At 39.6% G+C, this 23,667-nt stretch carries 21 protein-coding genes; 9 read left to right on the top strand and 12 right to left on the bottom strand.

Annotation, left to right across the window (positions count from 1 at the left end; genetic code table 11):
- Positions 1–27: 27 nt before the first annotated feature.
- The 6 genes from LVQ96_04160 to LVQ96_04185 are packed head-to-tail and all read right to left on the bottom strand — an operon-like array spanning position 28 to position 6,060.
- Positions 28–1,071, bottom strand: a complete 1,044-nt coding sequence (locus tag LVQ96_04160; protein MCW6170348.1) for an alcohol dehydrogenase catalytic domain-containing protein — start codon at positions 1,069–1,071, stop codon at positions 28–30.
- Entirely contained in the window at positions 1,068–2,327 is a 1,260-nt protein-coding gene (locus tag LVQ96_04165; protein MCW6170349.1) for a CoA transferase, read from the bottom strand. Before LVQ96_04165 ends, LVQ96_04160 begins: the two co-directional genes overlap by 4 nt.
- Positions 2,324–3,100 (bottom strand): hypothetical protein, encoded by a 777-nt coding sequence (locus LVQ96_04170; GenBank protein MCW6170350.1) that lies wholly within the window; start codon positions 3,098–3,100, stop codon positions 2,324–2,326. Before LVQ96_04170 ends, LVQ96_04165 begins: the two co-directional genes overlap by 4 nt.
- On the bottom strand, positions 3,093–4,223 hold the full coding sequence (locus LVQ96_04175) for a glycoside hydrolase family 88 protein (GenBank protein MCW6170351.1): 1,131 nt from the start codon (positions 4,221–4,223) through the stop codon (positions 3,093–3,095). The genes LVQ96_04170 and LVQ96_04175 overlap by 8 nt, the downstream gene beginning before the upstream one ends.
- Before the next feature lie 25 nt (positions 4,224–4,248).
- Positions 4,249–4,680, bottom strand: a complete 432-nt coding sequence (locus LVQ96_04180; GenBank protein MCW6170352.1) for a MaoC family dehydratase — start codon at positions 4,678–4,680, stop codon at positions 4,249–4,251.
- A 6-nt stretch (positions 4,681–4,686) separates the two neighbouring features.
- Positions 4,687–6,060 carry a sugar porter family MFS transporter gene (locus LVQ96_04185; protein ID MCW6170353.1) on the bottom strand — a complete coding sequence of 458 codons (1,374 nt, stop codon included), beginning with the start codon at positions 6,058–6,060 and terminating at the stop codon, positions 4,687–4,689.
- A gap of 79 nt (positions 6,061–6,139) precedes the next feature.
- On the opposite strand from LVQ96_04185, the gene LVQ96_04190 reads away from it, so the two are divergent.
- Together LVQ96_04190 and LVQ96_04195 are read left to right on the top strand one after the other, a co-directional pair.
- Positions 6,140–6,790 (top strand): helix-turn-helix domain-containing protein, encoded by a 651-nt coding sequence (locus LVQ96_04190; GenBank protein MCW6170354.1) that lies wholly within the window; start codon positions 6,140–6,142, stop codon positions 6,788–6,790.
- Between the two features lie 112 nt (positions 6,791–6,902).
- A complete protein-coding gene (locus LVQ96_04195) occupies positions 6,903–7,124 on the top strand; it encodes a hypothetical protein (protein ID MCW6170355.1) in 222 nt (73 codons plus the stop codon).
- Positions 7,125–7,290: 166 nt separating this feature from the next.
- On the opposite strand, the gene LVQ96_04200 is transcribed toward LVQ96_04195, so the two are convergent.
- Both LVQ96_04200 and LVQ96_04205 read right to left on the bottom strand, forming a co-directional pair.
- The gene (locus LVQ96_04200) at positions 7,291–7,491 is read right to left on the bottom strand and encodes a hypothetical protein (GenBank protein MCW6170356.1); all 201 of its coding nucleotides are present in this window, start codon (positions 7,489–7,491) and stop codon (positions 7,291–7,293) included.
- Between the two features lie 575 nt (positions 7,492–8,066).
- Complete coding sequence (locus LVQ96_04205) at positions 8,067–9,200, bottom strand: mandelate racemase/muconate lactonizing enzyme family protein (protein ID MCW6170357.1); 1,134 nt, start codon at positions 9,198–9,200, stop codon at positions 8,067–8,069.
- 387 nt (positions 9,201–9,587) lie between these two features.
- On the opposite strand from LVQ96_04205, the gene LVQ96_04210 reads away from it, so the two are divergent.
- Positions 9,588–9,875, top strand: coding sequence for a hypothetical protein (locus LVQ96_04210; protein MCW6170358.1), 288 nt, complete (start codon positions 9,588–9,590; stop codon positions 9,873–9,875).
- Between the two features lie 354 nt (positions 9,876–10,229).
- Positions 10,230–10,940, top strand: coding sequence for a transposase (locus LVQ96_04215; GenBank protein ID MCW6170359.1), 711 nt, complete (start codon positions 10,230–10,232; stop codon positions 10,938–10,940).
- A 191-nt stretch (positions 10,941–11,131) separates the two neighbouring features.
- Here LVQ96_04215 and LVQ96_04220 read toward each other — a convergent pair whose 3' ends face one another.
- Entirely contained in the window at positions 11,132–13,297 is a 2,166-nt protein-coding gene (locus tag LVQ96_04220; protein MCW6170360.1) for an ABC transporter substrate-binding protein, read from the bottom strand.
- 4 nt (positions 13,298–13,301) lie between these two features.
- A complete protein-coding gene (locus LVQ96_04225) occupies positions 13,302–16,070 on the bottom strand; it encodes a family 78 glycoside hydrolase catalytic domain (protein ID MCW6170361.1) in 2,769 nt (922 codons plus the stop codon).
- A gap of 696 nt (positions 16,071–16,766) precedes the next feature.
- On the opposite strand from LVQ96_04225, the gene LVQ96_04230 reads away from it, so the two are divergent.
- Both LVQ96_04230 and LVQ96_04235 read left to right on the top strand, forming a co-directional pair.
- The gene (locus tag LVQ96_04230) at positions 16,767–18,197 is read left to right on the top strand and encodes an APC family permease (GenBank protein ID MCW6170362.1); all 1,431 of its coding nucleotides are present in this window, start codon (positions 16,767–16,769) and stop codon (positions 18,195–18,197) included.
- Entirely contained in the window at positions 18,194–19,144 is a 951-nt protein-coding gene (locus LVQ96_04235; protein ID MCW6170363.1) for an aminotransferase class I/II-fold pyridoxal phosphate-dependent enzyme, read from the top strand. Before LVQ96_04230 ends, LVQ96_04235 begins: the two co-directional genes overlap by 4 nt.
- Before the next feature lie 268 nt (positions 19,145–19,412).
- On the opposite strand, the gene LVQ96_04240 is transcribed toward LVQ96_04235, so the two are convergent.
- On the bottom strand, positions 19,413–20,087 hold the full coding sequence (locus LVQ96_04240; protein MCW6170364.1) for a helix-turn-helix domain-containing protein: 675 nt from the start codon (positions 20,085–20,087) through the stop codon (positions 19,413–19,415).
- 200 nt (positions 20,088–20,287) lie between these two features.
- Here LVQ96_04240 and LVQ96_04245 point away from each other — a divergent pair, with 200 nt between their 5' ends.
- Positions 20,288–20,593 (top strand): L-rhamnose mutarotase, encoded by a 306-nt coding sequence (locus LVQ96_04245; GenBank protein ID MCW6170365.1) that lies wholly within the window; start codon positions 20,288–20,290, stop codon positions 20,591–20,593.
- A gap of 2 nt (positions 20,594–20,595) precedes the next feature.
- Here the strand turns inward: LVQ96_04245 and LVQ96_04250 are convergent, their stop codons facing one another.
- Complete coding sequence (locus tag LVQ96_04250) at positions 20,596–21,372, bottom strand: SDR family oxidoreductase (protein MCW6170366.1); 777 nt, start codon at positions 21,370–21,372, stop codon at positions 20,596–20,598.
- A 125-nt stretch (positions 21,373–21,497) separates the two neighbouring features.
- On the opposite strand from LVQ96_04250, the gene LVQ96_04255 reads away from it, so the two are divergent.
- Together LVQ96_04255 and LVQ96_04260 are read left to right on the top strand one after the other, a co-directional pair.
- Positions 21,498–22,394: a (Fe-S)-binding protein gene (locus LVQ96_04255; protein ID MCW6170367.1), complete on the top strand. Its 897-nt coding sequence runs from the start codon at positions 21,498–21,500 to the stop codon at positions 22,392–22,394.
- A complete protein-coding gene (locus LVQ96_04260; protein ID MCW6170368.1) occupies positions 22,391–23,554 on the top strand; it encodes a lactate utilization protein in 1,164 nt (387 codons plus the stop codon). Before LVQ96_04255 ends, LVQ96_04260 begins: the two co-directional genes overlap by 4 nt.
- Positions 23,555–23,667: the final 113 nt, after the last annotated feature.

The raw sequence follows: 23,667 nt of genomic DNA on the forward strand, positions 1-23,667 counted from the left end.
TTCTTTACACTATTGATCAAAGCATGCTCAGGGGCATAACACATGCCTGCCGATTTCTGAACCTTCTTGAATCTCATCCAAGGCCAAGTTCACATCATCTAATGGGTGCCGTATTACAAATGATTTGATCTTGTTTTGTTCAAGTAGATTACTGGCGTCTATGAAATCAAGCATCGTCCCATAGTTGCTTCCGATTATTTTCTTCTCATACCCTACAATGTCAAAAACTGAAAAGGTCCCTTCACTGCCATATAATCCGACGAGAACGATAGAGGAATTAATCCTTGCGTACAGTGATTTACTTATATTCATCAAACTCTCCCTGGAACCAACAAGATCGATAGCTGAGATTTTTCCGTCATTGGACGTAAAACTCTTTACCGTTTGTTCAAGTTCTGTCGGTCGGATTGCAATGTCAGCCCCTAATTTCTCCGCAAACCTTAGTTTTTCATCCTTGCGAGAAACTGCAATTATTGGTATCATCGGCGCTAAAGTCTTCATTATTTGAATTGTGTATAGTGCGATTCCGCCAACACCATATACTAGTGCCGTCGAATCGGTTCTGTTACCGATTTCAGTTAATACCTTCTTTACTGCGGAGTATGATGTCGTGCCCGCATCGGCAATTGGAGCAAAATCAACGACATCGCTACTCTTTAGCTTATGGAGAAATCGATACGAATCTACATACATGTAATCTGAAAACCCTCCGTTGAAGAATGATTGGCCGGGAACAGCCATATTAATGCATAGGTTGAAGCGACCCTCTAAACAAAAATTACAAGTGAGATCACTCCAAACTGCATAAACGATAACCTTGTCTCCAGGCTTTATGTTTTTGACCTTTTCCCCGATTTTGATTACCTCTCCGACATTTTCATGGCCAAGGACAAAAGGCAAGCTAAATCCTTTCCTTATAATGTTTCCTTTCCAGATCTCTACATCGCTTCCGCAAACGCCCGCACCCAGAATACGTAGAAGAACAGATTCGCCTTGTGGTTCTTTAATATCTATCTCGCCGATGGACATTTTTGTTTTAAACTCTGTCAAAAGGGCTGCTCTTGACTTCATGCAATAACACCTCTTTCTTTGAGATCCTTTATTCTATCTTCAGAATATCCCAGTATTTCGCTTAGGATTGCTTCCGTATCCTGACCGAGTGTTGGAAAACCTCTCCAGATTCTACCGGGATTTGAGGTGAACTTTGGAACCACATCTATGCCTTTTACCTTCCCTATATTCTCATCTTCCCACTCGACAATGAGATTGCGTTCCTTGACGTGATTATCGTTGAGAAAATCAAGAATACTGTTTACTTTGGAAGTGGGAATGCTCTCCTGTTTCAAGGTGTTTTCAGCCTCCTCAACTGTCTTCTTAGAAAGCCATTCCCTGAGAGTGTTCTCTATTTCCTTCCTCTTGTTTTCTCTGAATTTAATGTCGTCATAGATTACCGGGAAACCCAGCAATTTCCTCAATCTAGTCCAGGTAGCGGGATATGGTGCTGACACGGAAATCCATCCATCTGCGCATTTGTAGAACCCATATGGAAATAAGTCAGGGTGTTCGTTTCCTTGCCTCTTAGGTTCCTTTGCCTTGGGATATGAAGCCAAGAAAGAGTAATAAGGATCAAGTATCCTTACCAGCATTTCATATTGGGCAATATCGACAATATCCCCAGAATCGCTTGATTTCGCTGTTATATAGCTCAAAACTGAGGAAAAAGCGATCCATATGCTGGATACATAGTCGGCAATAACCCAAGGTACTCTCAACGGTTCTTTCTCGTATCCCACCAGACTTGCGAATCCGCTATAGGCCTGAATATCCAGATCGTGCGCTGGGTCTCCCTTCTTTGGACCCGTCTGCCCAAAACCAGATAGGTGGACAACAGATATTCTTTTATTTAATGCTTTAAGATCCTCGTCACTGAAGCCATGCCTATCAAGTGTGCCGGGCCTAGAAGCCTCTATGAAAATGTCAGCCCACTTTACAAGCCCCCTAAATATATCCCTCCCTTCATCGGACTTAAGAAAGTCCAGGCCTATCGCCAGTTTGTTCCTACCGTTCTGAACTCCATGGGCGGAAACTTGGTCTTTCGACGACGGAGGCATCAGAGGCTCACTAAATCTATAACTATCTGAAGTTGGAGGTTCAAAAGGTGGAGAGTCGATATGTATGACCTCTGCTCCAAACTCTGCTAGTATTGTCGCTCCAAGGTGGCATGCACCGTACCTGCAGGTATCAATAACCTTAAGCCCGCGAAGCGGCCCAAATTCTGGAACCAATTTTTTCTTGCTTTTATTGCTACGCTCATTTTTATCGTTCATAATTTCATCACCCCGTCCAGGAATCTTTCTTCTAGTTTAGGATCGAAGATCGGTATTATAACATCCATTTTATCCAGTCTGTTAAAAACTTCGTACGCTTCATCTATACTTTCTAGTATTCCGATAGGAGTACGTTTGGTGTAATTTTCTAATTTAAAAATACTGTCCGTGAATGCGACTCTTTTTCCATTTATATTGAAGACAATGATCATACTACTTCGGTGATGCACGCCTCCGAACATTATTTCAGCATTCAAATCCTTTATCTTCTGTTCGGAGAGGAGAACTATGTTTTCTCTCTGTTCGGTCACTAGTTTGCATAGAACAGGTTTTTCAATTATAATCTCTAGTGGGAGATCGGAAAACGATCCTCTCTTCAAATTGGGAGCCCAGAAATCTATCCACCCATCTCTGTAAAGCATAATCTTTGCGTTGTCAAACAAATGAATATTCCCAGTATTGTAGCCAACGAATGGTGATATGAAAACGTAATCAATATCATCAGGTGTGATATTTAGCTTTTTCAGTATCTCCTTCATAGAGTTGTATTTTATAAATTTAGAGCGACTATCCCATTTGCTCCAAAAGTTTGCGAGATTTTCTGGGTTATCCGGCACACCAGTGTTGATCAATATATTTTTACCGTTTATATGCAAATAAAACACATAAAAATTTATATTCTCCCAAGTATCAAAATTCTGCATATAGTAAACTTCTGCAGAAGGAACTGGCAGTTCTCCAACTTTAAAAAATAACACCTTGTCTTCACTCAATTTTCATCACCTTCAGGTAGTCTCTTAGCCTTAAAAGGAAATCATAACAATAATAATCGGCGAAAATGAGTTCCGAATAGATTGCTATATTTCGTGGGTAGTCAAAACAACCATCTTTCAGAATTACCGAGGATTCGTTTTTTGTTTCTATATGGGAAATCAGAGAATCAAGTATCTGCCGTAGGAGATTATAGCCATTGTAGCCGTTCTCGACCATTAATAGGAAGGATTCTGCCAGTATAGCCAACGAAGATGTATCCTTGGGAACGTTGGGTATGTTTGGATCTGTCATATCATAGTACGGTGTCAGATCTTTATCTTTGTTCACGCTTAGATAAAACGAAAGCCCCTTGGTATAAGCCTCACTATATTTCTCTTGCCGGGTAGCGTTAAAACCGTATGCGAGAGCGAGGAGGAAGAAGGCTTGACCTCTCGACCATGTAGTAGTGGAATCAAATCCCAGATTGTTCCATTTCTGTATGATGTCCCCATTCTCAGGGTTGAAGCGAATCATGTGAATGGTTGAGCCGTCTTCCCTCATGAATAATTTAATTGATTGATTCAGGTTTTGAATAGCAACCTCTATGTATCTTTCGTCCAGAGTCCTTTTGTAAGCCCAGAAAAGCAACGTGTTGGGAATTATTGCATCGTCTACGCCAGCAAGATCCTCGCCCTTTATCCCCGTACCTAGTATTTTGCACTGAGAACCAAGCGGAATTAAGCCGTTTTTTTTATTTTGTATTTCTAAAAGTTTATCGGCAGCCTTTAGTGCCAATTTTTCATAATCTTCTGACTTTAAGACCTCGGAAAGATGAGCGTAAGAATACCGGAATATAAAGCCTAGAAATTCGTCATTGTCTTCGACACGCTTTGCGATCATACCTAACTTCTTTTTTGCTTCTTTGAGGAAAGTTTCATCTTTTGACCATTCATAGGCTCTCGTAAGTAGGCCTACCCAGTGCCCACCACTCCAGTCGCAATAGTTAGTTCCAGTCCATCTTCCAGTTTTTAAATCTTTTGAAAATGGAAAATCCTGTGTATCTTCGTCTATAATCCGTCTAATCTTCTCGGTAATCTCATTTAACAAATCGGTTATTTTATGAACATCTTGAATTTCAAACATGTCGTCACCACCGTCTCATGAAAAATTAAAATAGAAGGACCGTCTCATAGGAAATAACCTCTTCTTCATTCTGGTTGAATCCCCTCATACTTATCTTAACTATTTTGTTTTTTGGATCTTTATTTGATTCCCTGACGGAGGTCACTTCTCCCCTAACTCTTATGGTATCGCCTGGAAACACTGGGCGTTTGAATTTAACATCGTTAATACCCAGATTTGCTTTCCCGTATTCTACTATTCCGTACTCCTTTGAGAGAAATCCCTGACATATGGATAATGTCAGAAGACCCTGGACAACCCTCCTGCCAAATATAGATTTTTTTGCATATATATCATCTTCGTGTGCCGGATGAGATTCTCCAGTTAACGAGGCGTAGAGGAAGATTGCGGCGTCTGGGATAGTCATCCCCCTAGTTGTGAACTTATACCCTTCTTTTAAAAAGCAATTCTCCTCCAATCTTTCTCACTTCCTTGAACTACCAATTTCATTTTCTATTTCCTCCAAGCTCTGTGATTCGCCGCCTTTCGGTGCAAAGAACACTGCGGAAATTGCCATTACGATAGCCATTATAGCAAGGATGTATGCAACATACTTCAAACCAAGCGTAAGAAGGATCGCTGGGAACGCAAAGGTCCAACTGTAATTTACATATCTGTCAGTTCCCGAAAGGAAGCCTCTCCCGGCAGCACGTATGGATGTAGGAAATCTCTCTGTTCCCCATAGCCATATAATTGGCCACATCCCAAATCCTTGGAAAAAGCCGACAATGCCAACGCCTAGGACTCCGACGATACCATCCTTGAGTGGAATGATTCCAAACATTACAAATCCTATTGCTACCATGATGGAACTAGCAATGAACATGTTTTTTCTGTTGACAGTTTTGTTTGGTTTGTCCGCATATAACCAGTAAACCAAGATCCCAGCAATACTTGTTAAAAACCAAATTAGATCCATCACTACACCTCCCACAAAGCCAGTTTTGCCAATGTCCGCAGCAATGTAAGGTAGATAGATGCCGAACGTAGACGCGGGTATAGCCCAAAGAAAGTTCATGAACATTATAAATATAGTGAAACCAGCTAATCCTGGCATAAAGAGATCTTTCCACTTATAGGTACGAAGCTTTTCTGCTGGAGCAGGGACAACATTCTTTTTCGAAACCCCAAGCGCTTCCTCCAACTCCTTGTCCAGTTTCTGAACCTCTCCCTTGAGGGCAAGGTATCTTGGAGATTCAATAAGCAACAATCTAAGGATCATAGTAAGAATAGCAAAACCAATAGCGAAGCTAAATAGTATTTGGAAGCCGACAAGATTCGTAGGGCTAACTAACGCGATCAAAAGCGCAGTTATGGGGCCAATGTACCACCATATATTGACCAGACTCATCATTTTCCCTCTGTGTCTTCTTGGAGATATTTCTGCAACCAGCGCCTCGCTTGCTGGTATATCTAGACCAACTCCAATTCCGACGAGAGCATAGCCTCCAATGAGCACCACAATGTTATAGTTCATGAATGAACTGATCACCATAAGGGCCGAACCTATGATAAAGATTATTAGATCCCACATGTAGAGCCTCTTTCTTCCAATCAGGTCAGAAATATGTCCTCCCCCAAATGCAGTAGTGGCCCAAGCGTAGCCAAATATTGCTGGAACAAGTCCTGCCAACACTGTCGGAATTTTGTAATATGGATCAAGATACACAAGTGCAACGGACCACGCCACTATAGCAAAAGCATCCAGAAATTCTCCTAAAGCTGCTATACTTCCCCAACCAAGAAATCTTGCGCTCAGTTTCATGTTGTCGTACTCTTCCATTAGGTTTTCTGTCATATTTTTACCTCTCTTGATCGTTATTACCGTGGGTCTATTTTAATAGAAATGTTTATACGTCAACATATCATAATCATCAGTGTTATACGAGATAGAATCTATTCATGTTTCAATTAAGCATGATGGGTGTTGGGGCAGGATTACAGATTCTTCTAATGTAACAATCAGAACACTAGTGTTTAAGCCATTTCTGGAGCAGTCTTTGATGTTGGGTATTATATCCATTAAAGGCGATGAACCAAAAGACCTTTCTGAGTTTATTGAGCAATTTAAAAGACATAAGACGATCCATAAAATAATAAGTATGAAGAGAGCAGCAAATGTTTTGAACTTAGCATTTTTTGAGTCGTCTAGATATATGACGGCAAACATTATGTCAAATTATCCGCTTTTATGGTATTCCAATGAGATAATCGATGGTATTGAAGTTTGGAACATTGTTCTACCAAGGAAGGTCAGCAGTTACCTCAAGCAAGATCTAACAGATGTTGCAAAGATATTGAACTGGAGTTCAAAATACCAGGGACAAGACATACTTTCTCTGTACTCTCAGTTGACAGAAGTTGAGTCTTTCACCCTTAGGAAAGCGGAAAAATTGGGTTATTTTGAGTCGCCGCGGAAAATAGATTTGAGCGAGCTCTCGAGCATGATTGGAGTGTCAAAACAGGCAGCTTCAGTTACGTTACGTAGAGCCGTTAAAAAATTAGCTCATAATAGCATGATGGACTGAAAAGTATTAAAAAAAATAGCTCATTGCTCTCTTCAACATTGGTAGATACATAAATAATCTACACCTTTTACCCTTGTATTCGTCCGCGTTGAGTTCTTGTGAGGACTTTAATGTGGTCCTGATCTTGTTTTTTATACTTTCTGTACTAGGTTTACTCGGATCTAACCTTATCACATTGACTTTCCCACCGAAGTACCTTTTGAGGGTTTCGCCACATTTCACTATCTCTAGTATACCTGTCGTGGTGGCACATGTGACCCACCTCACCAAGTATTTCATAGCTGATCTGAACCCGATATATACCGACAATATGTTGACTTCACATTTTGTGTGACAGCGTCTATGTATTCCAGCATTTTAATTGCCATATAATTCCCACCTATCTTCCTCTATTTTAGGACTATGGGTCAATTTAAAATTTCTCCGGCAGTGTTTTCTAATCCTTTGTTAGTTCAACGGTACTGTGAGAACCATTTATGTAAATGGCTTCCTTAATACATCTAATTGTTTTCACACTCCGATTGTATGACGTTCCTGTTGTTGAATTTCATATCCGCTATGTCTTTAAGCCTGCTTTTTGCTTTCCTCTTTGCACTGTAGTATACTATCTGACGCGTCTTAATGTCGATTGCGACCAGATCAACGATCCTCCTTCCTCCCCCCAATGTTTGTGAGTCCGCCGATGGCAGAAATGAAACCATCTATCATTCGGAAATCCTCTGCATATCGGTACATTATATATGGTGCAGATTGAATGATACTTCTCACCATGATTCTCTTCTTCGGTTCCTGTATCACCGTCTTTCCATCCACGGTTATCTCCCTGCCAAAGTACTGGGAATCTTGTTTCCTTTTTTAAGGTCCATTTACCCTGTGGTTTGTCACACGGTAAAGGTAGGTGCTATTTCTTACTCGCAACTTGCGCGTGAGTGCCATGTAGTATTATTTTCGTTACAAAGTACAAGAGTCTTTTCTTTCAGAGACACTTTAAAACATGTTATTTAAGAAAGAATGTGGTGTTAATCAGTGAAAAGATTGGCACAAATTGCTCTATGGACTGTGTCTGATCTCCTAGATTCGGTCAAAAACTATGAAATAAAACGCAAAGAGGTTTGCTTTTTTTGGCCAGAATTACTACACACACGAGATCCCAGAAAAAATGGGGCAATGTGAAGAAGAGAGCAGCGGGCAGCACTCGTGTATTGTACAAATTTTAGATGTGCGGATATAGAGCTTTACCCGTGAACTAACAAGCATGATTGATAGCCCTAACGCGTCATTGTATTTCTATGGTTTTTCCAACCTTTTTTAGTTCCTGTACAGTCTGAAGTGCGAGATCCGTCATACCAACAGGACTTATTTGAGTTCCTGAAGGTTTGCCATAAATATGTAGTGGAATGGCTGAGGAGATATTATCGATAACAACAAGTTCTGCAAGGCCCGCATTTGGAAGCGTACTCATCACGTGCAAAGCCCAAGGTTGTGTAGCAGCATTATGCGGAGAGAATAAAACTCCGTGAGTTTGAGCCGCATAGCCTATTCTTAAAGCAGCAGATATACCACCGCACCAAGACAAGTCAGGTTGTATAATATTGACTATCCTTGTACTTAAAAATCTATTTGCTTCAACTGGATCGTGTATGAAATTACCCACAGCTATTCTTTGCCAAGGAATTGAATTTCTGATTATTCTATAACCCTCAATATCCGTGGATTCTATCGGGTCTTCGATCCACGAAATCCTTGTGTCGTGAAGCGCGTTGCAAACTTCTATTGTGAACTCAGGATCCCAAGAGGAAAAACAGTCAATAGCTATTTCCTTGTCAGGGCCTAGATATTTCTTTATACTTCTTACGATTTTCACCAGTGAGTTGATTCCACTTTTACCATCTTCCGGGCCGAAATTAGCTGCCACCTTATAGAGTCCATAAATTGGGTTATCAATTCGTGCTGTCGCTGAGATGGTGCCATATATCTTGAGGTTTTCATTAATCATCCCTCCCAACATGTTATAGATCGGTTCTCTTTTTGCATTAGAAATTAAGTTCCATAGTGCAATGTCAACTGCTGCTATTCCTGACATAATCATTCGACCATGCCCATAGGGGGCGGTGGATCGGTACATTAAATCGTAAATCAGATTAATATTCAGAGATTCTTCATTCAATAAAAAGCCTGAAAACTGATCTTTAATTATACCTATTACGCTTGTACCACCTGATGTTAAAGAAGTCCCAAAGTTTCCCTCCCTATCCTCTAGAATGCATAGAACACGAGTATCAAGGTTCATCCAACTTTCTCTGGATGCAGAATAGTTGTTGTATTTTACCATCGGTCCGTAGATCCTTTCATCATCAAGCCAAGAGTTTTTATTTCTCTTTGGTAATTCAATTAAAGTTATTTTATCCACTTGCAGCGGTTTATTAAGCATACAGAGACTATTATATTATGCTAGCATAAAAGAATAAGCCCTGATATATCCGATAACTCAAATCGCTGTGGAATTGGGATAGAACCTATAACGTCTATCTGTTATGGATCCATTGCAAACTCATGAGGGAGTATGGCGACCTTAAGCCTCTGAGAAAGTACTCCGCGGAGAAAATGCTGCTGTAACTAGAGAAACTGCATGTTGTGTAAGATGACAGCGGAAACATTAGCGAACTAGAAAGAACAAGAAAATATAAGGATGTCCTTATGTCAACGCCGGTTGAATTTTTTCAAAATCGCCAGTTAATTCTTTCCACTTTCCATTACGGAAGTGGTGATTTGGCTGTTCGACGCGGAGGTGTGGCATTTGATTAGAGAAAAGAGGGACATGAACAGGGTATCCAAGCTGGAATCTTACAAAGCGTACATAAAGGAGAGGATAGATCGGTACAATCTATCAGCAGTCCGTATACTTGAGGAGATAAGGAAGAAAGGGTATAAGGGTGGGTACTCAACACTCAAGTATTACTGCGCCACACTGAGAAAGGATCATGCCATCACTGCAGTGATCAGGTTCCGTCTCATAGCGGTATACTGCCTGAACTCTACGATCACTGCGCAGTTCCCTACAGAGCCTCTTGACAGTTGTGTATGATCCGAGATAACCTTTTTCTCTGATCTCATCATATATCCTCACAGCAGAGAGGTTATATTTGTCAATCCTCCCCCTTACATAATCAGTGTAAGGGGCAATGACAGACTACCTCCCCTCTCTGCTGTATTTCGCCGGCTTCTCCATTGCAATGTACTTCCTCACAGTTTTCCTGCTCACTCACGTTCTCCTTACTATCTCACTTATGTTCATTCCCTGTTCTTTCATGGCTTTAAACATGTGCCAATCCTCCGCTGTAAGCGCATTTACCATCTCCAGCATGAAAATGCATGGGGTGGTAAATATTCAATGGCCCTTTTTAGATACTTTTCAATGGCCGAAAATGGGTAAATTTGAATGGGCGATTACACTGGCCATCCCATGGGTGGCCTTATCGTGAAGGAGGTTACGATAAGCCCCAAAGAAATAATTAGGGGCACTCCTACTGAGGATCAAATAAAGCTTGCAGAAAAGAGGATATACATAGCAGTATACAACAGTGACAGGGAGGAACTCGATCTTATAGATCTGGAGAAGAAGATCGGTGCCGTCAAGAAGAAGATCTCTGAAATTCATGATCCGGGTGATCTGAAGAAATCGCTGGGGAGTCTCAAATCGCTTGTCAAGTTCACCAAAAACTCTTCTGTACTCAATGAGAGTCTTATCGATATCATGCGGAAACTGGCAGGAAGATTCCTCATAGTCACGAACACTGATCTTCCTTACGGAGAGATTGTATCAGCTTACAAGGAACAGTGGAAGATTGAGCGTACTTTCCGGGCAATAAAATCATTCCTTGATATCAGACCGGTATACCACAGAAAATTCGATAGGATAAAAGCGCATGTTTTCGTCTGTGTATTATCATTTCTTGTTTCCGCCATCATGGAGAAGTCCACTGGAAAATCGATTAAGAGCATAAGGAAGGATCTGAATTGCCTGGATATTGTTCCATTAACTGTCGAAAACAGGAGGATCTACGTTTCATCCGATAGCCCGGAAGCGTCGTCCCTTCTTAAAAGTCTGAAAATACCATATCCAAGGATCCATGAAAGTGCACATACATAATTTTTCATGATTCACAGGAAACCATATCGAATACACGCTCTGCATGAAAATCTGACAATGATTCTCATACGAAACTCAAGTTTAAAGTACTCGGATTATCAAACTTTTGAACAAGTTAAAAGGTAAGACTATAAACTGCGCTATATAGCGTTTAATAAAGAGAAACGTTATACCTTTACGGTATATTATTTTTAGAATATTTTTATAACAGCCATCATCATGTTCTGTGCCATTAAGCTCACGGTAAGAATGCCCTGAGAAACTATAGTCACGGAAGAACTTGCTAATGAAGTGTCTCCCAGTTTTGTTCCGTTAGGTAAAGTAACAAAGAACTTACCCTGTATTCCTGCAAGGTTAAGATAATGTTCAGCTAGAGGTACATTGTAAGTTTCCGGAGCAAGGCCTTTTGTTGCATTGTTATAGAAACTGGTGAACCCAGGAGATATTGGACCTATGTAGTTCTCTGCAAGGAACATTTTAGAGCCGTTAGAGAAAGTGTAGTAGTACGGTGAATCAATTGCAGTCTGGTTTATCGAATACCATATAGCTTTCCTAAAGTCAAGTATGTTTGTCGGGAATTTGTAGTTGTTCATTGAGATGTAATAGACTATAGCTATCGGGCCAACATTCTTCCAATAACTGTTTAACGGTAATTTGTCATAGGGTGTTGAATCAATTATTGAACTAAGGTAGGATGAGCTCACTAACGAAAGTTGGTATGTGTTGTCAAGAAAACCAGAAACCCTTCCGCTGTGATCCACTGTGTAATCCATTGTTACTGTTTTTATGTGTGCAGGCTGAGCAATCAAGGGAAAGTTACCTATTGGTTTGTTAGTAATGCTGTTCCAATAGGTGTTACCCCAGTAGTTGCCAACTTTAGCTATTACCGCCGAATCTAATGAGGCCCCCACACTAAAAATATGGTATGGACCTGTCCCCGGCATTCCATTTACGTTTGTGTAATTGTTAGATTCTGTCGCGATAACTCCGTCGTGACTGTCTATGAATAATGGATCAGCTATGTTTCCCCACCAAAGTGCGATATTTAAAAGAAAGAATCGGTAGGGATGAAGGATATTAATAGTAAGATTGAGTGTGCTAGCATTCGTCACGAAGTCGGGAACAGCAACGGCCTGATTCGGATATTCCAGAAGCTTTGCCTGTGTCCCGTTGCTCCATGGATCATAATGAGAAAGCATTGTTGCTAGGAAATTGGCTGCAAAGATTGTGTTCGACTTATTAAGGTTAGAATAGTTTGTCTCATAAGGCATTTTTAGGTAAGACTCACCTGTTTCATTGTAAACAGTTCTCACTGCATGCAGCCAACCTGCTGGGATTGAGTACGGCGCCGTTGCAGCATACGCTGAATTATTGAATAGCAGGTCACCATAGTCATCAACAGAAACACCCTGGGCCATAACTATTGTTCTGTAGAATGAGAACCAAACCGTTGAAGCGTTCACAGGATCTGAATTGTTAAAGTGTATTCCTGAACGAAGCGTTATGCCGTAGTTCTGGTCCAATATCCCACCAGTCGGAGTCGTTGGCATACCAGACGCAAGAACTGGAACCACTTGGGAAACCGTTCCATTTAACTCATAAAGCTGCTGATAGAGTGCAGCGAACACAGGTCCGTCCTCGGTTGTAAACCCATGTGAAGGATCAAGGGAATCAGGTGGAGCTAAGGCGCCGCCATCAGCTACATCAGTAAGATTACTGTTGCTCGGAGCTCTAATACCGTTAACATTATAGCTCATATTATACGACATTAAATTATAAAAATAATTTTCAAAATGAAAGTATGAGAAGTTCTTAACGTAAGGCTGAACAAAGAAAGAAAGCGAAGGATTTGGAAGCCATAGATAATTGTATTGATCATAAAAGGTATGGTACAAGCTCACGAACTCATTCATCTGGGCTGTCGCATTTGTCATAAATGCTGTGTTAAGCGCTATACTGCTATTCAGTGTAGCATTAGTAGTCCAAGCCTCGTTTGCCCCGAACGCACCACCGTTAGCATATGAGGTCATTGGATACAGCATTTGAGCTATTGGGTCAGCCCAATCTGGACCCCATGCCAGATCAACAAATTGTGGTGTAGACTGTGGCGTAGTCCACGTTCCTAATATTGCTGGTGAAACTAGTTTTATGCCAACTGGTATCCCTAATGCTTTATAATTATTCACTATAACCCCTAGCTGATATTCATCCAACGTACTTAGCGGAGAAAGAGCTGTCAAATGGAGAGTCGGCAAATTAGTTTTCGCCGGATGCGTAGCCATATAGCCAAAGTATCCACCGATTCCTGTCGCAACAAGCACAACCACTATAACTATGACCAAAACTTTTTTATTCACTTTTTCACCTCATTTTAATTACAATACTATAATCACCAGAATTCAATTCGTATCCGATTTTCTCTTTGTCTTTCCTTTTAACCAGGAGGTTACTGTTTATTGATACTACATCTTCAATCTCCCTATTATCTAACTCGATCAAACATTTTGTGTTTGTAGGTACATGTATGTAAACCTCTCTTTTCTCCTCACTTAGGGACTTGAAATTATAATAAACAAACCCTTTGGGGGACTTAAAGGAAAATCTCAGGTTCCTAATTTCTTTCACAAAATGTGGCGATATTTTGAATTCATCGAATCCGGGATTTTCAAAACATGGCTCTATTCCAACGAGTGTATCAAAGAACCAATTATCGACGGTACCAAACATTATATGGTTATGCGAATTCATACCCCCCTCAGTTGGCTTTATGTTATTGAGTTCTTTTAATGAACTGTTTGTCAACAGTTCCCATCTCTCCCATAACGTTGTGGCGCCCTCCTTTAACATGTATCCCCATCCAGGGTAACTTGTTTGTGTAACCACTTTAAATGCAATGTCGGAGTGACCATGTAATGATAAAGTCTGGAGTAAATACCTAGTTCCCCATATACCAGTGTTTAAATGATTATCGCATTTTATTACAATATCTTTTAACAGGTAATCAAATATTTCACCCCTCTTTTCAGTTGGCGTTATACCAAAATATAACGGTAAAATTTGGGAAGTTTGTGTTCCATATTCTCGATCACCATAGTAGGATATTTGAAACTTTTCAGGCAATCCAGATCTTTGTTTATCTAAAAATGGAGAAGACAGCTGTTCTCTCACTATTAGAAACCTTTGGTTAAAAGCATTTTTAACAATTTCCTTATCTCTTTCGAAAGCCTCATGGTCATTATTTCCCAGTACTTTGGCTATTTTTGCCATTATGTCTAAATCCTTAAACAAAATAAAAGTGGCATACAACTCACCAGGGGTATCCAAAGGTCTGATCATCTTCGGCGGGCACCAATCTCCATATTTATAAAATACCAAAATACCATCTTTGGTCTTACCACGAAGGAAATCTAACCACTTCTTTACGTAAGGATAATAGTCAGACAATATCTTTTTATCACCATAATACCTATATACATCCCAAAGAATTGATATATATTCATCACCCCAACCAGGATCTGCTGGATAAAGCTGCAAAAAAGGTGGAACAACATCTGGAATTTCACCATCCTCTAGTTGTGAGTCCCTTATATCATCTAACCATTTCTTATAAAATCCGTACATGTCAAAATTCATTATAGATTCTTCGGCAACTAGACTAGAATCTCCTAACCACCCCATTCTTTCGTCTCTTTGGGGACAATCGGTTGGAATTCCCATTAAATTACTTACTTGTGACCAGAGGACCATTTTATGTATCTTATTAAGTATCTCATTCTCTCCACCAAAAACGATACTACCAACTGGATCTACATTACTGTGCACAATTTTCCCTTCTACCATGTCTAGGGTCAGAAATAGGTTCTTTCCTTTAATCTCCACGTACCTGAAACCATGATATGTAAATCTTGGCTCATAAATCTCATGACTTTCTCCTTTCGATATATACCTGTCTTCGTTTTTCGCTGTATTATTTGAACCCGTATTTATGCCATTTTCATCCAGTAATTCTGCAAACCGCAGTTTAATTTCATCTCCTTTCTTTAGTCCTTCTAATTTTATTTTGATCCAGCCGCTGTAATTTTGACCGAAATCCAGAATATACCGATCTGGATCATTATAAACGATGGACCTCGGTTTCATAGTCCCTATAATTTCAATTGGAGGAAATAATGCGTCGGAAACAAGCTCACCTAAAACAGAATCTGAATACGTGCAAATTTTCCATTTAGAATCGTCAAATGAGGGCAGATCCCAGCCAGATTGTTCTAATCGAGCATCATATACCTCACCGTTATATATATCAGCATATAATATGGGTCCAGAAGACGTTTTCCAAGAATCATTAGTACCAAAATAAATAATTTGTCCATCTTTAAAAGTCAAAAGTACGTCCATAATAACTTGATGTTTACCATCGTATCCGTATTCAGCGGTATATCGACTATTGCCCACCATGACCCCGATGCAATTCATATTTTTTTTAATATTCTCTGTCACATCGTAAGTTGAATACAAAACCTTTTTTTTGTAGTCTGTCCACTGAGGTGTTAAAACTTTTGTTCCTATCTTTTTACCATTTACTCTCAACTCATAGTACCCAAGTGCACTTATGTAAATTTTTGCGCTCTTAATATCATTATTGACATTAAATTCCTTCCTGAGTATTGAATCAACCAAAATCCATTTTCCTTTCCATGCATTTTTTTCAATAAAAGCAGTTTCAAATGAATATACGTCGCTAAATACACTTACCTCATCATAATTGTCCCACCATTTAACTCGCCAATAATATTTCGAAAAATTTTCAAGAGGCAAGCCTTCGTAATAAATAAATGAGGTCTTCTTAGATATCACTTTTCCGGAATCCCACTCATCACCTACTTCATTATATACCCTAGATTTATTCTTTGATACAATTATTCTGTATGCAACTTGATTACAATTGACTTTTTTGGAATTAGGTAACCATGAAAAAAATGGGTCCTCTATATCTAAGCCTATTGGATTTTCTACAAAGTTTATCCTCCCGTATAACACCTTATTTAGAGAATCATCCACGATGTTATTATGATTTAATACAATATAAACAATTAGCCGGACAATTCCGGACTTGACCATTCTTTCTGGCAAAAATCATCTCAAGATACAAATTATGAGAATTTTAAGGGACATATTCTTTATACTGTTTTATTGCTTATTTCTCTTAACATACGGTAAACTTTCTCGATTGAACGTTGGCCGTTTGCGAGGGTTGAGAGAAGTAATATAATAGATTAGATACGGATTCATTAACATTGGAACGAGTTAAGAGTTCAGTGATCTAAAGGTTATCAGAACCTGCGGTACAAGCCTAAGGACTATTATATAAAGATCGCATAATAGTATTATAACGAATAAAACGTCTGCCAGGTACCCCAATGATCAGATCACAATCGATGATCTCTTCAAGAAGCTGAATGAGCAAGATAAGATCAATGATGGACTCAAGAAGGAAATGACTCCCTGAGAAAGGATCTAGAGAAACTGAAAAAAGAACTTGTAGGTTACAAGATAGGACATCCTGAAAACGTTCATTTGACAGTAGCATCTCTGTAATATTATACGGGTATTCTGAAAACTCTTAGCCAAAATAACAACTACTTTTAATTGGTTGAATCGGGTTATTTATCATAAAATGTCTATCACGGTATTTTTTTAGTTCGAGATCCTCTCAATGGATACATTTTTAACCTAACAAAACCGAAAACTAGAGGGTCAGCAATAAAGTACCGTACATGTCTTGAATTAAATTTATATTTTTTCAATTAATAATCTTCGAGATGACTTATGGAACATTATATCGACGGGAATAAGTTGGAACCTAATCAGGTTTCTGTGCTGAGAGCCTCATTTTACTCATTGGCAACGATCTTACCATTCGGTGTTTTTGGTTTTGCGGCGATAGGTGTCATTTCATTTACTCCTTATGCTGTTGAAGCTTTTTTGGTTGGATTCTTAGTTACACTGGTATCGATAGGAATAGCAATACCTTTCAGTAAGCGAATTTCAAACGCAGGTGGATGGGCTGCCTATGCAGCTGCTGGTGCAGGGAAGCAAATTGGTTATCTTACGGGATGGGCCTACGCAGGGGGATATACTGTTAGTACAGGGGCACTGTCTGCAACAACGGGTTATCTAACATCAGTTTTCGTATCATATTTCTATCACATTACGCTGCCACTGTACCTTGTGTACGCCATCGACACTTCAGTGATTCTTGTTGCTTTTTTCGTAGCTCGGTTGAAGGTAAAACTGATGACGTATGTTGGTGCTATCATTGGAGCTATTGAAGTAGGTTCGGCAATTGCCATTGCTGTTTTTATAATTGTTCTATTGGGTGAACACAACTCGTTTCAGCCGCTAACATTCCCAAAAATTGGCTCATTACCAGCCTTCTTTGTGGGTTTTATCGTTGGTGCATTGGGAAGTTATTCAGGATACGGAGTAATCCTGACATTATCCGAGGAATCAAAGATACCTAAAAGAAATGTTGGTAAGGCTTTGCTGCTTACTGTGATAACGGCTGCCGTTGTGTTCATTCTTGGAACATACGCAATAGTTGCTGGTTGGGGATTCTCAGATTTATCTTCATTGATTTCACTTACTGCACCAGGATACACTGTTATAGGAAAATATCTAGGAAAATCTATTGCTATATACGCTTTAGTTTTACTCCTAATTGCAGATTATGGTACCTCGATCGGTTTAATGGGGGCAGCATCAAGAGTGTACTACTCTCTGGGAAGAGATCATATAATTCCTCAATGGTTTTCTAAATTGAACAAGGGAGATGTGCCGGAGAATAGCTCCTTGCTGATTGCATTGGTTGGCCTAATTCTTGCAATTGGATTAACACAGATATTCGTATTTGTATATGGGGCTGTAGAGGGCATATTTTACGGCGTTGCTGTGCTTGGCCTCTTCGGAACTTTTGTTTTCATATTTTATCATATCACAACTTCCATTTCTATGCCTATCTATTTCAAACGAATTGACCAGTTTAAATTTTATTATATAATTTTGCCCGTTATTGCCATTGTTGTGTTTTTAATCATTCTATACTACTCGCTTTTGGGTATTACTATGCCCCTTCTAATCATGCCTGTAGCCGTTGTAGTCTGGCTGATACTTGGGCTGATATTAATCAGAAGAAGTATGAGGCTCTACAACATAAAGGAATTTAAACTAGACCAACTTGAAGAAGGTAACGGAAAATGATGAGATTTGAGACTGGTTCGTGGATTCATTCTCACACGGGAAAATACGATCTTTCACAGAGCGGTATGTACGGAAGAATATCTCTAGATAAATACTTCGATGTTAAATCTTTAGTGTCTGAGGAAGATCTGAAAGATTCCATAGCAAGTATAAATGATTGCAACAAATCTCAGGTTGTTATAACTCACGGAGCTACTGAAGCATCTTTTACATCTCTTTATCACATATATGAGACCGGAATCAAAGATAGCAAAACAAATCTTCCGGAGTACGAACCACTTTATAAATTACCACTACAAATCGGTTTTTCAAATGAGGACTTTGGTTTATTTATCACTAGCAACCCCAATAATCCTACTGGTGCCTTAATCCAATTACCTGTTGGTTATTCTGGTTATTTGATCGACGAAACTTTTCTTCTGTTTTCCTCTAGTCTAGACATGTTACATTATCCTGCCAACACTTATCGTACTAACACATTTACCAAATTTTTTGGAGGAGATGACCTACGAGTTGGATACATCATTGCACCGAGTAAAAAAGAAGCTGAGGCCATAGAAGCTCTAAGAGGAATATTCACAGAATATGTTTCTAGGTACAATATCTCCGTTGCATATCGGATATTAAACGATTTGGATTCAATAGTCCAGAATGTGAGGGATATTCAGACGAAAAACTACAATTTTCTTTTGAAAAATAAAGGCAATTTAAAATTTTATTTAGATAGACAGCCTAAACTAGGCACAGTCTCGTTTTTGGACTATTCAAAACTTTCTGAAATTGATTCTCTCACTTTTTCTGAGCTGCTTTTTAAAGAGTCTATATCCGTTGTTCCAGCTAAATTCTTTGGAATAACTGGCCCTTACATTCGGGTTTGCTATTCACGCAGTGATTTTCCTGATTCCTTTAGTAAACTAATAAACTTCTTGGACAGCATTTCAGTATAATGTGAGCAAGTAAGATCTGTTCTACAATCATCATATTTTTACCTATTTTTTTTGACCTAGGGAGAGAGATTTTAGGAAATTCTATTCTTTATCATCGCTCTCGTCGATAAGGAAACAAAGACGATCACATGTCAAACAGTCCGTATGGCAGATTTGTTGTTAGGGAATTTGTCGAACTGTAATGAGGTATGAAATAACGGTTAATTTTCGGTTTGGGTATTTGATGCATGATTAGGTACTTTAGCAGATGTACGATTCCTTGTTTATTTCAGTATTTGGCCATTTCAGAATTTATTATCATATTTTCTGCCTTTCTCAGATGCTCCTCTACAGTTGATTTTGAGAGCCCCGCTGCCTTGGATATCCCAAGAAGATACGTACGTTTGGGTAATTCATAGTAACCCTTGCTATAAGCTATCTTAAGGATTTCAATCTCGCTCTCTGAAAGCGAAAGATTGAATTTTAGGTACCTTTCTTCATCAACATGCATAAACTTGAAATCAAAGACTCTGCCAATGTTTTCCAAATCATGCTTCAGGCTATTTACTTCTTCACTCGGTAACATAACAGAAAGGTTTTCATACCCACTGGAAATAGTATCATTTTCGTACAGCACAGTATAATTATCTAGGAGTCCGCTGAGCATCTGATCATATTTCTCTAGGAATAATACCTTGTAATGGTGTTTAGAACCTGCAATGTTCGTAACACTGATCACCTTCTTTACTGATGGGTGCATACCTAAGCGTCGAACAAAACTACCGAGGGATGCACTCGAGTCACTCTGGATCTCGATGAAACCCAAAATTCTGTCCTTCTCTCTTTGCGGCTTCACAATCAAAGTGTGTATCTTTACAGGAAGTTCTTCGCCTAGCAAAGTCCAACAACCTTCATGGGAAATCTTGAAATCAACTTTCGAAAAATCAACAGGTGTATACTTCATATTGTCAAATTATATAGCTCTCACTGGTATTAAAATTTTCTATACAACATAGGATAATATTTTCCATGTAGAATGTTTTAATAAAAAGATAAACGCCCACTCTTGTGAATTTCTTGGAAAGTAAATGTTTTGTTGCAACAATAACAAATACCGTACATATCTGCAAAAATAATTATATCAAAATTATGCAATTTAGATTTATGCGGTATTTTTTTCATCTTAAAATAAAGGAATCGAAGATTAACGAATACAAAGAGCGTCATCACAACATCTGGCCAGAAATGATCGAGGCCCTAAAAGGGGCAGGTATACGAAATTACACTATATTCCTCGAAGGTACTGATGTATATGGTTACTGGGAATGCGACAATTTCAAAAGAACTAGTGAATTCCTTAATAAAAGTGAGATCAATAGTAAATGGCAGGAATATATGTCGGACGTGATAGTAACTGAATCTAGCAAACGGCTTCCAGAAGAGTCAATGGAGGTATTCCATCTGGATTAATATTATTGAAGGTTTACGAGCATCCCACCGTCTGCAAGGAGCTCCGCACCCGTAGAATAGGTGTTCTCCTCCGAAAGTAAGAACAAAGCTGGACCGACCATGTCCTCAGGAGTTCCAAGTCGACCGATTGATATTCGTTTTTCCATGTAATTCCTCTTTTCGAGGTTAGAAAGGTCCTCCCTGTTTATGTCTGTTAAAATAGTTCCGGGCTCCAACGAGTTTACCAGGATGCCGTATTTTCCAAGCACAATGGCAAGGGAATGCATAAGTCCATTCAAAGCAGACTTCGTCGTAGTATAATGTGCCTGAAATTCACCCCCAACATGTGCACTGATTGAACTCATCATGAGTATTCTTCCTTTTAACTTCTCATGTATCATGTGAGAGGCGATTTTTTGCGTTATGAAGAAATGGCTTTCTACATTAACTTTCCAGACCTTTTCAAAGAGAGGTGCATCAATATCAAAAAAGGCCTTAAATGGGCATATTCCAGCGTTGTTCACTAATACGTGTATTTTTCCAAGTTTTTCTACAGCAAAATTCGTGAATCCATCAACCTGATCCACATCACTTTGATCTATTTTATAACTAAATGCTCTGACTCCGAAGCCCTTCATTTCCCTTACTGCTGATTCTGCCTCATCGGGGTGACTAGAATAGGAAATGCAAACGTTTGCTCCCTCTCGTGCCAGTCCAATTGATATCGCCCTCCCAATTCCTCTTGAACCACCGGTAACAACTGCTCCCTTTCCTAGAAATCTTTTCTGATTGGTAATCATATTAGCTATCTAGCATTACATCAAGATAAACCTTTTGGAAGAATAGTGCGGCATGAAAATATATCTTTCTTGGACCTTGACATGTCTAGCTATATGTATATATATTGAATTTCCATCTTACTTCTATGGCTCAAAAACTCCAGAGACAGCTCTCTGCCATAAAAAAAGTAATGGTGGGAACTCTGAACAAGAATTATGTTCCTTTTCCAGTTGATAAATCTCTGTGCAGTAGATGGACGAATGATCTTTCACATGGAGGAGAAACAATCATTTACACGTCGTTTATGTATCAGTTAGCATCATTGTTCAAATCTTACGAGAAATACCTTCCAACGTTTTCTAACATGGGGGGTTCTTCAAGGATGGCATCGCTGGGGAAATTATTCATTAAACCAAAGAAAGAGGACCTCGAAAGATCATACGCAATTTTGAGGAACATCTCTGCCATGCTCAAAAAGGCAGGTATCAATCATGGATACCTGTATGATGATGAACCGTACAGTGGGGGTCTGTTGCTCGAACTCGGAATGATAAACGAATTCAAAGAGTACGGTGGGAAGGTGCTGCAGAAGTTTAAGGACAACGGTGTAAGGAGGGTGATAACAGTTGATCCTCATACAACCAACGCCATGGAGAGAATGAAAAAATTACTCAATTCGGACATAGAGGTAGTGAACTATCTCACCCTGATCAAAGGACTAAGTGGAAACGGGCAATTTGTAATACACGATCCGTGCCTTTACACCCGGTATCTTGATCTTGGAGAAACGATGAGGGACGTCCTCACAAATGCCGGGATCAAGGTGAAGGAAGATATAATGGTGACAAGCAAGGAGTATGGAACTTGCTGTGGGGGTCCACTAGGCCCGGTAGATCTTGAACTGAGTAGCAAGATTGCAGAAGACAGGGCAAGGAAACTCCTTTCTGTCTCTGATAAGGTACTTGTGGCGTGTCCATTGTGCTACCAGAATCTTTCGCCTTATATCAAAAACATCAAGGATATAGCAGAGGTGGTCTCTTGAGCGATTGGCAGATAGCAATTGAAAGGGCACTTGAGAACAACATCCCAAAAGTAGAGGAAATATTAAATCAGTACCCATATCTGAAAGACTACGGCGTACAACTACGCCAAACAAAAGAAGAAGTAGTGAATAACCTCGAAAAATATGTTAAGCAGACCATGGAGTCGGTCAAAAGAACCGGAGGAAAAGTTTACCTTGCAAAAGATGCGGAAGAAGCGAGGGAAATTTTGAAAGACATTGTTGGTAGCAATAAAAAAATTGTGATGGCAAAGACCAACGTTGGTCATGAAATAAATGTTACGGAAACGCTCGAAGCAAAGAACAATCAAGTGTTTGAAACCGATCTGGGTGCATATTTGATACAGCTATCACATGGGGAATCTTCCCACATTGTTTTTCCATCACTCCACCTCACGAGGGAAAATATAGGGGAATTGCTCCACGACAAGCTAAATATGCCAGTCAATAGAAACTCAACAATTGAGGAGCTTGTTGCACAGGTAAGGCAGTTTCTCAGGCAGAGATACATGGAGGCCGATATAGGTATTACTGGAGCAAACTCAATTTCCGCTGATTCCGGTTCGGTTGCACTTGTTGAAAATGAAGGCAATATACGAATTGATACCGTTTTTCCTCCAGTTCATATTGTGATAACCGGAATAGACAAGATCGTGCCAACGCTTGATGATGCTCTCAAGGAGGTCATGGTTCAATCCGCATATGCTGGATTATACCCTCCGACATACATAAATGTAAGTTCGGGACCGAGTTCTACGGCAGACATCGAATTGAAGAGAGTCAGCCCAGCCACCGGTCCAAAAGAATTTCATGTAATCCTACTTGACAATGGGAGAATGGAAGCATCTAAAGATCCAGATATGAAAGAAGCCCTACTCTGCATAAAATGTGGAAGATGCTATTTTTCATGCCCTGTTTATAGGGTAAAGGGAAGCAGCTGGGGACAGCCGCCTTATGGTGGACCAACTGGGGCCATGTGGACCGCTATAGTAAACAAGGATTATGAAACTGCAAATTATTGCACGCATTCTGGAGGCTGCAGGGAAGTATGCCCGGTGCAAATAAATATTCCAAAAGTACTCGAGCATATAAAGTGGCTATTCATAGACGAAGGGCAAAATAATCTTTCCGTAACTCCTTAGAACTCTAAATCCAAATAAGGCGTTACTTCATTATTTTTGTATTGTTACAGTTTACCTGTTTCCACAATTGCTCTCTCTCCTCGAGACTGAAGGTAAAGGGACCAAAGAAATGG

The organism is Thermoplasmatales archaeon, from assembly GCA_026127925.1.
Lineage (GTDB): Archaea > Thermoplasmatota > Thermoplasmata > Thermoplasmatales > Thermoplasmataceae > JAKAYB01.

Excerpts from the sequence above, each read along its gene's own strand:
- LVQ96_04215 (MCW6170359.1), top strand. The coding sequence starts at position 10,230 with ATGGGCGATTACACTGGCCATCCCATGGGTGGCCTTATCGTGAAGGAG.
- LVQ96_04185 (MCW6170353.1), bottom strand. The coding sequence starts at position 6,060 with ATGACAGAAAACCTAATGGAAGAGTACGACAACATGAAACTGAGCGCA.
- LVQ96_04175 (MCW6170351.1), bottom strand. The coding sequence starts at position 4,223 with ATGTTTGAAATTCAAGATGTTCATAAAATAACCGATTTGTTAAATGAG.
- LVQ96_04240 (MCW6170364.1), bottom strand. The coding sequence starts at position 20,087 with ATGAAGTATACACCTGTTGATTTTTCGAAAGTTGATTTCAAGATTTCC.
- LVQ96_04235 (MCW6170363.1), top strand. The coding sequence starts at position 18,194 with ATGATGAGATTTGAGACTGGTTCGTGGATTCATTCTCACACGGGAAAA.
- LVQ96_04165 (MCW6170349.1), bottom strand. The coding sequence starts at position 2,327 with ATGAACGATAAAAATGAGCGTAGCAATAAAAGCAAGAAAAAATTGGTT.
- LVQ96_04255 (MCW6170367.1), top strand. The coding sequence starts at position 21,498 with ATGGCTCAAAAACTCCAGAGACAGCTCTCTGCCATAAAAAAAGTAATG.
- LVQ96_04160 (MCW6170348.1), bottom strand. The coding sequence starts at position 1,071 with ATGAAGTCAAGAGCAGCCCTTTTGACAGAGTTTAAAACAAAAATGTCC.
- LVQ96_04200 (MCW6170356.1), bottom strand. The coding sequence starts at position 7,491 with ATGGTTTCATTTCTGCCATCGGCGGACTCACAAACATTGGGGGGAGGA.
- LVQ96_04250 (MCW6170366.1), bottom strand. The coding sequence starts at position 21,372 with ATGATTACCAATCAGAAAAGATTTCTAGGAAAGGGAGCAGTTGTTACC.
- LVQ96_04245 (MCW6170365.1), top strand. The coding sequence starts at position 20,288 with ATGCGGTATTTTTTTCATCTTAAAATAAAGGAATCGAAGATTAACGAA.
- LVQ96_04230 (MCW6170362.1), top strand. The coding sequence starts at position 16,767 with ATGGAACATTATATCGACGGGAATAAGTTGGAACCTAATCAGGTTTCT.